The sequence below is a fragment of the Vibrio sp. RC586 genome (genome assembly GCF_000176715.1).
GTDB lineage: Bacteria > Pseudomonadota > Gammaproteobacteria > Enterobacterales > Vibrionaceae > Vibrio.
This window is the reverse complement of the sequence record NZ_ADBD01000010.1, coordinates 408,182-423,726: the sequence shown is the minus strand read 5'-3', so window position 1 is coordinate 423,726 and position 15,545 is coordinate 408,182. Positions and strand designations below refer to the sequence as shown.

General features: G+C 47.0%; 13 protein-coding genes and 2 tRNA genes. 9 read left to right on the top strand and 6 right to left on the bottom strand.

Features of this window, described 5'->3' with window-relative positions:
* Nucleotides 1-12: 12 nt before the first annotated feature.
* The 4 genes from VOA_RS06120 (at nt 13) to VOA_RS20435 (ending at nt 2,416) form a co-directional block, all read left to right on the top strand.
* Nucleotides 13-99, top strand: a tRNA-Leu gene (locus tag VOA_RS06120).
* Between the two features lie 23 nt (nt 100-122).
* Nucleotides 123-196 (top strand) — tRNA-Cys (locus tag VOA_RS06125).
* Between the two features lie 202 nt (nt 197-398).
* The gene (locus tag VOA_RS0118435) at nt 399-926 is read left to right on the top strand and encodes a PAS domain-containing protein (RefSeq protein WP_000098068.1); all 528 of its coding nucleotides are present in this window, start codon (nt 399-401) and stop codon (nt 924-926) included.
* An 8-nt stretch (nt 927-934) separates the two neighbouring features.
* Nucleotides 935-2,416 (top strand): methyl-accepting chemotaxis protein, encoded by a 1,482-nt coding sequence (locus VOA_RS20435; RefSeq protein ID WP_050413494.1) that lies wholly within the window; start codon nt 935-937, stop codon nt 2,414-2,416.
* A gap of 118 nt (nt 2,417-2,534) precedes the next feature.
* Here VOA_RS20435 and VOA_RS06135 read toward each other — a convergent pair whose 3' ends face one another.
* The 3 genes from VOA_RS06135 to trxC form a co-directional block, all read right to left on the bottom strand.
* Nucleotides 2,535-3,323, bottom strand: a complete 789-nt coding sequence (locus VOA_RS06135) for a lipase family protein (RefSeq protein ID WP_000803305.1) — start codon at nt 3,321-3,323, stop codon at nt 2,535-2,537.
* A 126-nt stretch (nt 3,324-3,449) separates the two neighbouring features.
* Nucleotides 3,450-4,604, bottom strand: a complete 1,155-nt coding sequence (locus VOA_RS06140; protein WP_000402451.1) for an MFS transporter — start codon at nt 4,602-4,604, stop codon at nt 3,450-3,452.
* A gap of 188 nt (nt 4,605-4,792) precedes the next feature.
* Nucleotides 4,793-5,227, bottom strand: coding sequence for a thioredoxin TrxC (gene trxC / locus VOA_RS06145; RefSeq protein ID WP_000102973.1), 435 nt, complete (start codon nt 5,225-5,227; stop codon nt 4,793-4,795).
* A gap of 168 nt (nt 5,228-5,395) precedes the next feature.
* On the opposite strand from trxC, the gene VOA_RS06150 reads away from it, so the two are divergent.
* The 5 genes from VOA_RS06150 to VOA_RS0118430 all read left to right on the top strand — a co-directional run bounded on the left by VOA_RS06150 (nt 5,396) and on the right by VOA_RS0118430 (nt 11,173).
* A complete protein-coding gene (locus VOA_RS06150) occupies nt 5,396-6,487 on the top strand; it encodes a ketoacyl-ACP synthase III (protein WP_000189723.1) in 1,092 nt (363 codons plus the stop codon).
* Between the two features lie 224 nt (nt 6,488-6,711).
* A complete protein-coding gene (locus tag VOA_RS06155; protein ID WP_001176905.1) occupies nt 6,712-8,061 on the top strand; it encodes a diguanylate cyclase domain-containing protein in 1,350 nt (449 codons plus the stop codon).
* Complete coding sequence (locus tag VOA_RS06160) at nt 8,048-9,364, top strand: glycosyltransferase family 2 protein (protein ID WP_000267566.1); 1,317 nt, start codon at nt 8,048-8,050, stop codon at nt 9,362-9,364. The genes VOA_RS06155 and VOA_RS06160 overlap by 14 nt, the downstream gene beginning before the upstream one ends.
* 2 nt (nt 9,365-9,366) lie before the next feature.
* Nucleotides 9,367-10,401: an HlyD family secretion protein gene (locus VOA_RS06165; protein WP_000865025.1), complete on the top strand. Its 1,035-nt coding sequence runs from the start codon at nt 9,367-9,369 to the stop codon at nt 10,399-10,401.
* A gap of 232 nt (nt 10,402-10,633) precedes the next feature.
* Nucleotides 10,634-11,173, top strand: a complete 540-nt coding sequence (locus VOA_RS0118430; RefSeq protein WP_032468320.1) for a hypothetical protein — start codon at nt 10,634-10,636, stop codon at nt 11,171-11,173.
* Nucleotides 11,174-11,254: 81 nt separating this feature from the next.
* On the opposite strand, the gene glpC is transcribed toward VOA_RS0118430, so the two are convergent.
* The 3 genes from glpC to glpA are packed head-to-tail and all read right to left on the bottom strand — an operon-like array spanning nt 11,255 to nt 15,437.
* Nucleotides 11,255-12,484 carry an anaerobic glycerol-3-phosphate dehydrogenase subunit GlpC gene (glpC, locus tag VOA_RS06170; protein ID WP_001014997.1) on the bottom strand — a complete coding sequence of 410 codons (1,230 nt, stop codon included), beginning with the start codon at nt 12,482-12,484 and terminating at the stop codon, nt 11,255-11,257.
* Nucleotides 12,481-13,797 carry a glycerol-3-phosphate dehydrogenase subunit GlpB gene (gene glpB, locus VOA_RS06175; protein WP_000972305.1) on the bottom strand — a complete coding sequence of 439 codons (1,317 nt, stop codon included), beginning with the start codon at nt 13,795-13,797 and terminating at the stop codon, nt 12,481-12,483. The genes glpC and glpB overlap by 4 nt, the downstream gene beginning before the upstream one ends.
* The gene (gene glpA / locus VOA_RS06180) at nt 13,794-15,437 is read right to left on the bottom strand and encodes an anaerobic glycerol-3-phosphate dehydrogenase subunit A (protein ID WP_000128102.1); all 1,644 of its coding nucleotides are present in this window, start codon (nt 15,435-15,437) and stop codon (nt 13,794-13,796) included. Before glpA ends, glpB begins: the two co-directional genes overlap by 4 nt.
* Nucleotides 15,438-15,545 lie beyond the last annotated feature (108 nt).

The following is a 15,545-nucleotide window of genomic DNA, read 5'->3' as shown; positions in this document are numbered from 1 at the left end:
GCAGTATGCGTTGCCCTGGTGGTGAAATCGGTAGACACAAGGGATTTAAAATCCCTCGACTTTCGAGTCGTGCCGGTTCAAGTCCGGCCCGGGGCACCATCATCCTCAAGACACATCACTTAGGCGCGTTGGCAGAGTGGCCATGCAGCGGATTGCAAATCCGTGAACCTCGGTTCGACTCCGGGACGCGCCTCCATTTTTATGACTTTTCTTCTGTTTGATTTATCTTTTCTGTCAATCTCTTCCATTTAGCTTCATTTGCATAACTTCATTTTTTGTACCGCTTAAAATTTTTTAACCGCTCTCAAAGATTTAATTCAAATGAGCCTGCTCAAACTTGCTAGCTGCTACTTAGCACATATAGTTATTTAGTAACTTGTTCAATGTTGAGGCTTCCCATGTCATCCCCCCAAGAAAAAGAAGTGACCTTTTCGCGTGATGAATTGATCATTAGCAAGACGGATCTACAAGGAAAAATCACTTACGCCAATCGAACCTTTATGAAGGTTTCAAACTATTCTGAGCTTCATCTCCTTAATCAAAATCACAATATTATCCGACATCCTTCTATGCCGAGGGGGGTATTTTATGGTTTATGGAGCACGTTGAAAGCGGGCGAGGAGTTTTTCGGCTTTGTTAAAAATTACACTGCGGATAAAGACTATTACTGGGTGTTTGCCAATATCACGCCAGATATCACCAACGGTAAAGTGGTTGGGTATTACTCTGTGCGACGAACACCGTCCAAAGAGGCGATCTCTTTAGTAATAAAACTCTATGAAAAGATGCTTGAAAATGAACGTCATTTCGATAGAAAAAGTGCACCTGAAGCTTCTTGGAAATGGTTAATAGAAAGTATAGAAAAAGAGCACAACCAGTCTTATGAAGAGTTCGCATTAGGATTGTATAAACAATTTCAAAGCTAGGAGGCGATATGCGCACGAGTAAGGTGAGTAGGAAGTATTTATTCTTAAAACAGAAATTTATTCTCACGTGCACAATCTTTGTCATTATTACCATTGCATTGTCTCTGATAAATATGCTCATTTATGGAGTTCATGTAATGGATATTGTGATTCCAGTTGTCACTGTATTTTTTGCACTTTATGTTCTCTATGACTATCAGCGTCCTTTAAACGTTTTGGATCAAATAAGAGAGACGTTAGCCGAAGCCACAAAAGGCAATATACATGTGCGTATTACCAACACTCGTGGTTTAGGGGAAGTTGGGCATGTCGCATGGGCTCTCAACGAGTTGCTTGACATCGTAGAAACCAATTTTAAAGAGCTTTCGAATACTTTTGAGAAAGCTGCAATTCATAAATTTCATCGTAACGGGTTAACTGAAGGATTACCGGGAGAATTTGCCAATACGATGAAAAACATTAATAAAGCGGTTCAATCGATGCATGATGCCTATGTTTTTTCTCGTCAGGATAAGTTGCGTAGTGAATTACATAAAGCGAACACATCAAACTTGTTGATGAAATTAAAAAACAATCAACAAGAGATGGTAAGCCTATCAGATAAGATGGATAACGTGATCACTATTGCTACGGAGAGTCGTGATGGCGCAGCGCAGAGTCGAACTCTGGTTAAAGGATTAAGCTCTGAGCTTGAGAGCATGAATGTGCATATGAAGCAAATGGGTGAACGTGCTCAGCAGCTAGGTAAAGACAGTGTGCGAATCTCTGAAACGGTCAGCATGATTACAGGGATTGCTGAGCAGACTAATTTACTTGCTTTGAATGCGGCGATAGAAGCAGCTCGCGCAGGGGATCTTGGCCGTGGATTCGCCGTTGTTGCGGATGAGGTTCGTTTGTTAGCCGACAGAACTCGGACATCAACTGCTGAGATCAGTGGCGTAATTTCTTCGTTAACCACTCAAATATCTGAAATGGTTCGCCAAACGTTAGAGGCTGAAAAATATACTCAATCGACCAGCGAAGCGGTAAATAATTTCTATGTCAATTTTGAACAAGTTGTGAATTCTTCACAGCAATCGATTTCACTCGTCAGTGAAGCGAAAGATATTTCTTTTGCTTCGTTGATTAAATTGGATCATGTGATTTATATGCAAAATGGATATATAGGTTTAGAAAATAACGGCCATGGTCCAGAAGCTGAGGCTGTTAGTATAAATCATCAAAATTGCCGATTTGGTAAGTGGTACTACGAAGGGCAGGGGCTTAATTCATACAGTCATCTGTCTGCGTATCGTCAAACTGAGCCTCATCACCACGATGTGCATCACTACATGCAAGAAGCGCTTTCTTGGGTACATCAAGACTGGTTGCACAATGATCAGGTGCTGAAGTCTCTGCTCACCGCGGTAGAAAAAGCGGAGCATGCTAGCCATAAAGTCGTGACTGGTATTTCGGATATGGTGATGGAAAAACACGTGGTGAAGCATTAATTGGTATTGGCTCTCAACGAAGGCCAGCCGGCGGTTGTGTATATTTGTTCAAGACAAATTTGTCATTCACTTGCCGCCAATCTGCAAATCCAAACCTTTGGAGATAGCTCTGTATGAGCTATCTCTCATCAAAAAAATCTTTATTGCGGATGTATTTACTCATCAAGTGATAAGAAAACGGTCGAATTAACCAACTGATGATCGAACGCCCTAAACGCTCCCATGTCGGTGTGTTTTCGTAAATTCTGCCGTTATACAGCCAGAGTAATTTTCCTGCATGCCAGTACAGAAATGGCACCGGCGGCATGAAGGTTACGATGTCCAGATCGCAGCAGATGCGATAGGTTTTATGAGCCAGCCCATAGTATTTCGGAAAGCGCCAATCCCCGATCGCAGGTTGACCAAAAGTCACGACTCGTTTGATAGTACGCGGATATTTTCGCTCAAAATAGTCCGCAAACACGCAGCCAATCGCGCCTCCGGAAGAGTGCCCGGTGATCGCAATACGTTTGCCTTGTTCAATCAGCGGCAGTAGGGTCTGTTCCAGTTTTTCAATCACCGTCATGCCAAGCGTATCTTGGTTGCGGCTCGGTTGGCTCTCTTGATGCAGTAAATGATAAAAGCCAGCATGAATGCGGTATTGCAGCCCTAAATGGCGGCAGCTGCGTGTCCAAAGCGCAAAGTTGAGTAGCCAATCAGTGAGGCTGTGTGAGCCTTTAATGACAACGACCACTTCATCACTGGTGCGGCTCCACAACACTCGGATCATGATTTTGCCAAACTGATTGGTGATTACACGCTGTCCGTTAGGATCAAACCCGTAACGAGTCTGCTTAAAAATACGCGGATAAGCGAGGTTGCACAAAACGGCGTAGCGTTCGTATTGGTAGCGTTTGAGTGGTTTCACAGTGACATCAATTATTCGGTTTATGATGACTGTATGGGGCAAATATGAAGTTTAGATTAAGCTTGAGTTGGAAAGGGCAAGTTTCTACCCATCACGCTGAGTGATAGAAACTCGCCCTTAAAAACGTTACTCACCCGCCACCCATTGGCGTTTGGTTTTGACGCTTTTGATCAGCATATACAAACAAGTCGCGAGTAGGATGGCAAACAAGTAAGCCATCAAGCCGTGGCGATCTTGCATAAACCAATCGGCCAATACCGGACCTACCACCGAGCCTACGCTGTAGCTGAGTAGCATCACTTGGGTTGCGGAAACAATGTAGCTCGTATCTAATTTATCGCAGCCTAAATTAATCGCGATTGGGTAGAGGGCGAAGGTCGCCATGCCTAAAATAAATAGGCTAACGCCCAGTACGAGCAGCGAATCATCGAACACGGTCAGCGCGATAGCTGCCGTGCCAAGTAAGCAGAACAGCGCCATCTGCAGAGTGCGACCTAAAAATTTAGACAGCCAAGGCACCAGAGGTTGAACCGCCATTCCGCCCAAAATCACCAGCGCCATTAAGTTACCCAGATCGGTATGGTTAATTCCACGGTTGGCAAGTTCCACCGGCATCAAACCGTAAATCGCCCCTAAAGTCAGATCTGAAACTAGGCAGCCGATCATCGCCGCTTTACTGAGCTTGAAAATCTGACGCAACGAAAGTGAGCTGGCTTGCTGCGTGGAAGGCTGATCCGAATCAACGTACATCAGCACCATGGAAGCAATCAGAAGTAGTGTGGTGATCGCAATAAAAGGCACAGCTCCTGCCACACCCAGCTGGCCAATCGCCATTTGTCCGAGTGCGGTACCGCCATAGAGTGACACCATGTAAATGCCAAGACGCTTAGCGCGACCTTGTGCATCGCCATGCAGTAACCAAGATTCCACTACCACAAAAATGCCAGCCACGGCGATACCTGCGACCAAGCGCGCCAAAAGCCAAACACTGGCGTAGGGCAATAGCGGCATAACCACAATCGACAGTTGCAGTAAGCTCAAGCACCATACAAAGGCTCTACGGTGGCCTAAACGATTGACGAAAGGCTCTGCAACCAGCGCGCCCGCTAATAATCCGGCATAAAACACGCTTGCCAGCCAACTGGCCAAATCAGATTCGAGTTGGTAATGCGGTAGCATTAAGGGCACTAGGCTCATTAAGTAGCCAGCGGCAATCGCATACAGAGTTAGCGCAATAACAGGCACCGCAATGCGGTTTGGTGCAGAAGAATGGATTTCCACAGCAGGCCTCGGGAACAGCAGAAGGAACAGTTGGCGCGAATATGGGACGAATAGTGCGCAGAGTAAAACGAAAAAAAACGTTCTTGACGATAAACTTTGCTTGTTGAGGATAAAGGCGGGGAAAGTGCTAGTTAAGTTGGCATAATTTTATCGAAAATACCAACTTAATTGTGGATTGCAAGATGCGATCATTTAGTCAGCGCTTGGTTTAACCATTGGTCAAATTGAAATTTTGGCAGCGCGCCATTGATCATGTCGATACGTTGGCCGTTTTTGAACACCATAATGGTTGGAATACTGCGAATTTGAAAATGTGCAGCAAGATTTTGCTGCGCTTCGGTATCAATTTTCACGCAGCGGATCTGGCCTTTACGCTCGGCAGCAACATCACTAAAAATTGGTGCGAAGCCGACACAAGGGTTACACCACGGTGCCCAAAAATCGACGACGACAGGTTTGTCACTTTGCAGCAGCGCGGAAAAATTGGCTTCGGTACCTTCAATTGGTGCGCCATCAAGTAATGCACTTTGGCATTTTCCACAATTTGGGCTTTCGGTAATGCGCTCTCCTGGCACACGGTTAAGGCTGTGGCAGGATGGGCAGCGGGTATTGAATGTTGACATGACTTCCTCTCTTTATTTTGCGCTTTCGTTACCAGTTTAAGCTCAATGGTTAACCATGGTTCGAAAATCGGCGTATACTTCTGCCCATTGCCGACAATGGCCACAGGCGTTGCTCAATATCTTGGGGCGCTCCGCCAAATTACAATAAGCAGCATAGACGGAATTTTTATGACTCAATGTTATGCCGAAATTACCGGGTGGGGTAAATGTCTGCCACCTGCGACGCTCTCCAATCACGATTTGAGCACCTTTATTGATACTTCCGATGAGTGGATTCAATCACGTACTGGGATTGAACAGCGTCGGATCAGCCATGTGAATACTTCCGATCTCGCCACCGTCGCCGCTCAGCATGCTATTGCGTGTGCGGGCGTAAGCGTTGAAGAGATAGACCTGATTATTGTGGCAACCTGTTCACCAGATTCGTTAATTCCCAATATTGCTTCAAAAGTGCAGCAGAATTTAGGCATTCCTTCTGCCGCCGCCTTTGATCTCAACGCGGCCTGTACCGGTTTTCTCTATGGCTTAGAAACCGCGACACGCTTGATGCAAGCGAGCCATTATCGCCATGCTTTGGTGATTGGTGCTGAGCGACTCACTTTCTATCTGGACTGGACGCAGCGTGACACCGCCGTGCTGTTTGGAGATGGCGCAGGTGCCGTGGTATTGAGCAAGACCGAACAGAAAGTGGGCTTGCAAGATGCGCAAATTGGTTGTGATGCCCAAGGGCGAGATATTTTAGCGGTACCTAAGTTTGGAACCGCGATGGATCGTTTTGATGCAGACAATGGTTACTGGGCGTTTGATTTCGTGGGTAAAGAGATCTTTAAACGTGCGGTGCGTGGCATGGGTGCTGCGGCGCAGCAAGTGTTGGCGCGTAGCGGCTTATCGACCGAAGAAATTGATGTGGTGATCCCGCATCAAGCCAATATCCGCATTATTCAAACCCTGTGTGATTTGGCGGGCATCGCGCAAGACAAAGCCTTTGTCAATATTCATCGCTACGGTAATACCTCCGCGGCCACGGTGCCGATTGCCCTGTGCGAAGCGTTAGAGCAAGGCAAAATCAAACCTCATGATGATCTGTTGGTCGCCGCTTTTGGCGCGGGTTTAACTTGGGGAGCGGGTCATATTCGCTGGGGTGAGCGGGTAACGCCTCTGGGTAAAAGCGATGCGCAATTGCCTTCTTGTGAGCAAAGCGCGTTACAGCTACTGAGTACAGCGATTGAACACTGTCAGAGACACCAACAAACAGAGTGACATGCTTGTTGTCAATGTTAATTAAGGGAGGCATTTGCCTCCCTTTTGCTTTTTTACAATGCGTCAACTCACGGTGGTTGTTTTTTGTTCTTTTGGTGTTTTTGTCTATTTTTTGAGACTTGTTTCAAAAATGCACGATTAAATTCTGAACTATGATTGCAAGGTCAGCTTGTGACATCACCTATTAGTTTTACCTAATTGATGAAGAGAGACGAGGAATAACCTTGCAATTACAAAATAAAATCGTGTGTCTTGGAAAAGAAGCCTTATTGCTCGGCAAAGAGTTGTCCTACCAAGTAGTAGAGCATATGGAGTTGCTGCCAAAGACCTATGGAGGGTTGTTGATCGTGGCGCGTTCTTCGGAGCAAGATAAATGGCTCCAAGCATTGCATCACACTCGCCGATATTGGTCATGGATGATCAAAGTTGAAGAAGAGAGTGAACTCAGCGGTTTGCTGAGTGATGGGGTGTGGGAAGGGGAAAAATCACTGACAGAATGGAATGAATTACAGCGCCGTTTAGCGCTTTTCCATGAACCTGAGGAGTGTGACCCTTTACTCGGTTGGTTAGGATTAGCGCCCAATCGACGACTTATGCCTCTGCGTGATAGCCGAGATCCCAACCTCTATCGTTACCCTCTGTTAGAAGCCATTCTGCCTGAATTGGATTCTCCGACCCGTTTTTTGATCGCCGAAGCGAATCGCGGTTTATTGCGTGCAGAACAGCTCGTGGATCGTATTCGTTTGTGTCCGAGTTGCCATAGTGGCCATCTGAATTATGTTGAGGTCTGCCCATCCTGTCGGCATATCGATATCCGTGAGAAAGTCTCCCTACACTGCTTTACTTGTGGCCATGTGGGCGAACAGCGTCATTTTACCCGTGGTGGGCGCTTGCAGTGCCCTAAATGTTTAACCCAATTGCGGCACATTGGGGTGGACTACGATCGCCCGTTGGAAACACATGAATGTAACCAGTGTCACCACGCATTTGTAGAGGCGGAGACAGGGGTCAATTGCCTTTCTTGTGGAACGGCTAGCCAAGTTGAACAGCTCGTTATTCGCAAAGTGCTAACTTATTCACTTGGTGAGCAAGGTGAAGAAGTGCTGCGATTTGGTCGCCAGTTAGTGGCTCCTGAATTATCGCTCAATGGAAAAGTAGATAAATCGTACTTTATGAGCCTTTTAGTATGGCTGAATAAATTGGCTCAACGCCACGATGAGCAGCATCTCATTCTGGCACTCCATATTCCAACGTTTGAGGAATACCTCAAAGCATTTGGTGAAGCGAAAACCTTCTCTCTGACAGAACAATTAACCGAACGCCTTAATGGTTTATTCCGGGAAACCGATGTGTGTTGTCAGTACCACCATGACCTGATTTTAGTGTTGATGCCTAAAGCGAGCTTGGAACATCTGGATGTACTCAAAAACAAAATTGAAGAGATGAGCCGCTTAGTGGAAAGCGATCAATTTACATTGGATGTGTTTGCATGGATGTTGCCGGATCCGAGTTTAATAGAAGAAGGCAGCGTGTGGATTCAGCAGCAGGTTAGCGATATCTATGTGGCCGGATAGTTTCTACGTACTGAACCAATTGGTGTTGTCGCTGGTTCGCAATCAGGAGTTGTTGTTACTGCTTTTCCCCATGATGATTGCCATCGAGCTGCCACTCTACCTTTTGGTTTTAACGGGGATTTTTCGCTGGGCCTATTATCCACAGCCACAAGGATTATCGCATTACCCCTCCATTAGCTTTATGATCACTTGCTATGGAGAGGGGGATGCTATCGAGATCACGATAGACACATTGGCGGAGCAGCTTTATCCGGGGCAGATTGAAATTCTGGCTGTAGTGGATGGGGCGAAGCAGAACGCGGATACCTATCAGGCTGCGATGAAAGGGATGCGTAAGCATCAAGGGAAATCGAATCGAGAGGTTCGTGTGATCCCAAAATGGCAGCGAGGGGGACGAGTCTCTACGTTGAACGCTGGACTTTCTGAAGCGAAAGGGGAGTTTGTGATCAACGTGGATGGTGATACTTCCTTCGATAACGATATGGCCATGCGCATGATGCAGCAGTTTACGGATCCCAATGTCATTGCCAGTGGGGGCGCGTTACGGGTACGAAACTGGAACACCAACTTGCTTACCCGAATGCAAGCATTGGAATATATGCTTTCGATGCAAGCCGGTAAAACCGGCATGGCAAAATGGGGAGTATTGAACAATATCTCCGGTGCTTTTGGGGCATTTAGGAAGCCAATTTTGCAGCAAGTTGGGGGGTGGGATACGCATACCGCGGAAGACTTAGATCTGACGATGCGGTTGAAACAGTACAAACGGCGCTATAAAAACACACGACTTGCGTTTGCTCCTCACGCTGTAGGGCATACTGATGTGCCGGATACCTTAAAAGGTTTAATCATGCAGCGTTTACGCTGGGATGGGGATTTGCTGTTTCTATTCCTACGTAAGCACAGGCAAGGGTTAACGCCAAAACTACTTGGATGGGGCAATTTTATTTTCACTCTTACCTATGGGATTTTGCAGAATGTATTGCTGCCGTTGATGGTGATCATCTTCACCCTATTTCTGCTGTTTAGTTATCCCTGGGTGTTTGTGAGTTCAATGATGCTACTGCTCTATGGCATCTATTTATTTATCGTCACCTTATTTTTTGTCGTTTATATCGGTTTGGTGTCCGAGCGATCTAAGGCCGATTTTCGCATGGTGGTTTGGCTACCACTCTATCCGATCTATCAATTTTTTATGCGCTTAATCACTGCATTTTCGATGGTGAATGAGGTTGTGCGCCGCAGCCATGAGGAGTCCAGCATGGCTCCTTGGTGGGTGCTAAAAAGAGGAAAACGTTTTTAATTATGAAAGTGAAATTTCATCTGGATAAACAGCATCAGCCGCAGTCAGAGCGCGGTATGAAAGTGATGTATGGTCAAGCCAAACGAGGCGGATACCGATTACGTTGGTACTTGATTTTAGCCTTGGTGATTAGTCCATTGCTTGCTATGGGGTATTACCTTTATCGAGATAAAGTGTTGGTGATTGCACCTGCGATTGTCACTTCAAAGCCTGTCGCGATCAAAGCAACTGAGGATGGCGTGATTGGGCCTTTGAATTTGGTTGTTGGACAATCGGTCACTGAGCAACAAGCCTTATTCGAAGTAACGAATAGCACACTTGCGAATGAATTGGATTTCATGCGTCAGGAAATTGCGCAATTGAATGTGAATCAAGAAGAGAACATCCACTACCACACCCTTGCGATTGAGAATGCGCAGAGAAATTCAGATCAAATCCAACAAATTCGTAAGCGTTATGAAATGTATAAAGCGAAAGGACAGGTCTCGGATGTGGATTATGCAGCAATAATTAATCTGGCCTATGGTGCACAAAATGAACTTAACAGTCGCAATATTGCGTTGAATGATGCACAAACGAGTTATCAAGAACGGCTATTAGCTGGGCCAATCAGCCAAGCCAAACGTGGTTTGATGAAAGAGTTGGTGGTGAAACAGAGCCAATTAGAACGTTTGAACATTCATAGCCCTTTTGATGGTCGAGTGGTGGCTTTGCCTGTGGTAGAAGGGCAACAGGTTGAAAAAGGCGATCCGTTGGTCGTGATAGCAAAGAATATCACACCACAAGTCACGGCTTACTTGAACCCTAAATATTTAGATGTCTCCCAGTTTGGTACGCATGCGAAGGTGATATTTCCCGATGGAAAAACCTTTTCTGCAACAGTCTCTGAAGCTGTGGAAATTGTGAGTAAATTACCCATTCAGCTTGCGAAACCATTTGAAGGAAAGCCTGCTTACATGGAAGTGACCTTGACCTTTGATGAGGAATTGGAAGAAAACCGTTGGATAGAAGGGATGACCGTTGAAGTAGAATTCTAAGACGGAGTTATGCTGAATACTTAAAAATCCCCTCAAGTGATTGAGGGGATTTTTTTATCGTGCGCAGCCTTCCAAAAAAACAGTCGAGTGCAAATTAAATAGCGAAAACCACAGAAAGCGCTTGTTGTGAGTGTTGCAATATAAATCTTAATGATATAGGTTCTCATTGGTATCATTCCCGCGAATGATATGCATAAAATTCATTTATTAAATAACGATAAATAGGACAGGTATGAAACGCTTAATGTTATCCACTCTTTTAATGACCACACCATTTTTTACTTTTGCTGCCGATGATGTATTTACGTCAGAACGATGGAAAGAAGTAAAAATATCAGCCCCGTTAACGACTCAGTTGAATGAAATATGCAGTCTGAAATATCCAGGTTCCCGTCCAGGAACGTTCAAAGACCTCTATGACCTTATGGATGCATTCGATAATGAGGCAGAGCAACCAAGACTGTATACTTTCGTTAGAGAGACGTTTGGTTTTGCTGATATGAATGACCCTAGACTGAAATCCAAGTTCCCGTTAGCTTTTCATGAAAGCTATCGAGTTGTGTCTTTGCCTCTTACCGTTGATTATGCAGATTACCATTTGGGACATAATCAAACTTATGTGCTTGAGATTACGCAAGATACGTATGGTGGGATTGCTCATATGCGTCCTACGCTTATTCATTTCGGACCTAATGAAAAAAGCTTAGTGGAGTCAATCCCTTCTTTGGGCGAACCTAAAACATTCTGTATTGTTGAAGCGGAAAACAGCTAATTTGTGGGGGTTCTGCCATAGTCAGAATCGTGGCAGAACCCACTATTGATAAATCAGAGATATCTCTGTTCGAGATAACAATTACTCCGCTAGCGCCATCGCCAGTAAACTCACCGGATGAATGGTTTCCAAGTGCGCGTTTTCTTCGATTTGCCACTTACAGGTTTCGCAGTCGGTCACCGCATAATCGGCATCAGAGGTTTGAATCGCATCAAACAGATGTGAACCAATTTTCTTCGATACCTCGTAGTTCTCTTCTTTAAAACCATAGGTACCGGCTAGGCCACAGCACTCACTGTCGAGCACCACCAGCTCTAAGCCGGGGATCATTTTCAGCAGCTCAATCGTAAACATCACATTACCGCTGCGCTCTAAATGGCAAGGTGTGTGATACACCACTTTTTTGTGTACAGGTTTCATCTTCGGTGCGTTACCGCTCATAAACTCTTTGAGCAGAAAACGCGTGACGTAATGGATTTGATCCACCACTTGGCTGTTATCTACCCCTAGCACATGCGGGTATTCTTGCTGCAAGGTAAACGAGCAGGTGGAAGAGGTGGAAAGCACCGGCGCATGGTAATCATTGACCATGGACGTAAGGTGTTTGACGTTGTGCAGCGCGTTTTTACGCGCTTTGTTGTGAAAACCGTTGGCGATCAGGGGGACACCGCAACATTTTTCGCTATCAAGCAAACGCACGCCTATGTTCATCGCGTTCATCACTCGCACAAAGTCTTTGCCCAGTTGCGGGTGGTTGTAGTTCACGTAGCAACCATGGAAATAAGCCACTTGTCTTTGGTAGAGCGGCTGGCTGGTGCAGTTTTGTTTAAACCAGCGGCGGAACGTACCGTGCGAATATTTGGGTAAGGTTTTATGGTCATGCACGCCAATGGTTTTGTGCATCAGCTTTTTCACCAATGGCAACGAGGTTGCGGCGTTGACGAGTGGCGCAAACGGCGTGGCGATCGAGCCAAATAAGTCGGTGTGGCTGAGTACAAAATCGCGCACCAGTTTAGGGTTAAGCGGCTTTTTGCCGTATTTGCCACGCGCCACGGCGATCATATCGCCAATTTTGACGCCTGAAGGGCAGGCGGTTTCACAGCGTTTGCAGTTAGTACACAGCTTGAGCGCGTCATCATAGTATTCGGCACTTTTAATCCGTAAACGCTCACCATCTGGGCCACACTGTTTGGGGCCAGGATAGTTCGGGTTGGCTTTGGCAACAGGGCAATACACGGTACACACCGTGCATTTGATGCATTGATCAAAGGTGGTATTTTGCGGTGCAGAGTGAATAAAGGCATGGTTCATAACAGCACCTCCGGGTGTTTGGTTTGCGCATAAGTCGCAAGGATCTGTTCTACGGCATGATAAGCGGTTGCAATCGCTACGCCTCCGCCACAGCCTTCAAACACGGGGTCGTACCCACTGAGCATCGCGCCGCAACACCAAAGATTGTCAATGGTTTTGCCTTGGCGTGACGGATGCAAATTGGCATCGGTAGTGACGCCGAAAGTCATGAATGGGTGTGATTGCGCCGCGATAAATTGGGCATGTCGCCACTGGGCGCGGTCAGGGTTTTGCTGGACGTCCAGCGCAAAGATTGGCTCTTGAATTGCATGTTGTGAGGCTTGTAATCCTTGGCTGAAGTAACTGCCAGTCGCCATCACATAGTGCTCGGCACTGATTGGGAAATCGCGCAGATTTTGAGTATGAATGGCGGTGAGGCGAGAGCCTGCAAAATCGCCACCAATCACTTTGTCACCCTTGAGTTGCACGCCGCCACCTTGGATGAAACTACGATGCAGCGCTTCTTCAATGCGGATCCCGAGCAGTGACGGGGGCATGGTCGGCACTTCATGAAAACGCAATTGTGTTACCTGCTGGAGTTTGCTCATCAAATGCAAACCATCACCGTTGCCCATGATGGCAGGCATGATCACCAGATCATCGGGACGCGCAACGCGCATCAGTTGGTCGCACAATGCATTCCACGCCGATTCTTGGCGCAGCAAGCGGGCAATATCAATCGAGCGCAGCTCATTCGGGTTGCGTCTGAATCCCTCGAAACCGGGGATCGATACACTAACCGAAAGCATAGGGATATGTGCTAATTCTGGGCGCTGAGCGAGGTTATCGCGCAACATCGCAGGTTGAAAATCGCGATAGGCGTCAATCGCAACAATCACGATGCGTGAAAAATTGGCATTGCCGCGGCCGCGATAAGGGTAAACAAAAGGCTGTGACAGCCAAGTATTTTTTAGGGTACCAAGTGGGGTAATACGCCAGTGGTTGGCGCCATCAGGTTCATGATGCAAAGGCACATGCGCACTGTCTAAAGTGCGTTTGAACCACATTAATCCTTTCTCGCTGTTTTTGCGTCCGACTTTGCTGTAAGGGTGCTCTGGTGCTTGCTGTTGTAAAGCTGAAAGTGCGTCAAACGGCTGATTGACTAAGCTGCCATCCGGCAAACGGCCAAGCACATCAATCGAGCCGGAAGAAAAATGCAGCGCACTTTGCCCTTGGTTGATTAACACCACTTTTTTTCCGGCTTGCAGTGCGCGCAGGGCGGCGCTGTATCCGGCAATTCCGCCACCGATGACGGCCACATCATAATGCATCATTGTTGTTTCTCCGTGGCTGAGTCGAAGGAAGGTAAATCACTTGCACCGAGCAAGCCTTCGTAAATCCAGTAGCTAAATTCTGCTTCGCGTAGCGCATCGCCCCAGAAAATCGGTTTGATGCCTTTCCAACGCTCTTCCAGAAAATCGACCAATAAATGGCTCGATTGGCAACCAGAAACTTGTCCGTATTCACTAAACAGACTGGCTGCGCGATAGCTGCACAGCTCGCCCTGACAAGGCCCCATACCCAAACGAGTACGGCGTCGTAGGTCGACCAAATTATTCACATCCAACTGCTTGATGGCGTATTCGATTTCACCGGCGGTGACCATTTCGCACTCGCAGATCACCGCTTGGCTTTTCGCATCGTCGGCTAAAAAGCTCGCGGCACGCTCACCGTGGCGATAAATGGCGGATTCATAAACTGGTTTGGCGATACTGGCGGTTTTTTTGAGGGCTTTTGGCGCTTGCTGAGAGCCCGGCAAAGGGCGCAGATGCGTTTGGCAGCTTTGAGTATTGCCAAGTTTCTTGGCGACCAGATCGGTGGCCCACTCGGCCATTAAACGATAAGTCATCAGTTTGCCACCGGTAATGGTGGTGAAGCCTTTCAAGCCGTCACGCTGCTCGTGATCCAGCAAAACAATGCCACGACTGATATTACGGCCACTGCCATCATCGTCCACCGCGACCAGTGGACGAACGCCTGCATAAGCGCGTAATACGCGAGTGTTGGCCATTATTGGGGCGAGTTTGGCGCCCTCGGCGAGCAAAATATCCACTTCACGTTCACTGACATGCAGATTATCGATCTGGTCATAATCAATGTGCTCGGAAGTGGTGCCAATCAGCGAAATGGTATCGCCGGGAACCAAAATGTCCGCATCGGATGGCTTACGGCAGCGGTTGATCACCAGATTATTAATGCGGTAATCCAAGATCAGCAGCGAGCCTTTGGCGGGGAACATCTTGATGTTGAGATCCGCGTATTCGCAGATGTTTTGCCCCCAAATGCCTGCTGCGTTAATCACTTGTTGGGCGAAAATATCAAACTTAGCGCCACTGCCTAAATGCTGGCAACGCACGCCGAGCACGGTATCTCCCTCACGGATCAACTGGGTCACTATAGTGCGGTTAAACATTCGCGCGCCATGCTCTTTGGCATCCAGCACATTGGCCGCACACAGGCGGAATGGGTCGAGCGTACCATCAGGCACTTTCACCGCGCCAATCAAAGCAGGGTTGACATTCGGCTCAAGTAACAAGGCTTCTTTAGGTGTTAAGCGCTGCGTTTCAATTCCCGCATCACTACAGGCGTGAATAAACGACTCCTGAAAACCTAAATCATCTTCTGGCAGGGTGATAAACAAACCATCGGTTGCTTCAACGCAGTGGCGTGCAATGGATTTCAGGATCTTGTTTTCTTGGATACATTCGCGTGCCGATTCAGAGTCAGTGACCGCGTAACGAGCGCCTGAGTGCAGCAAACCATGATTGCGACCTGTGGTGCCTGCGGCAATGTCATCTTTTTCAACCAGAATGCAGCGTAATCCGCGCAATGCACAATCGCGCAAGATTCCGGTTCCTGTTGCGCCACCGCCAATGATGACCACGTCGGTTTCCATTCTTTGATAAGCCGTCATGAGCTCAACCTTATGCAATCAAAACACATACGAAGATTGTGCCATTATTTTCATTTCATGTTCGTTGTCTCGCTCACAAAAGCGCGAACGAGCATTTTATGGTTGTTG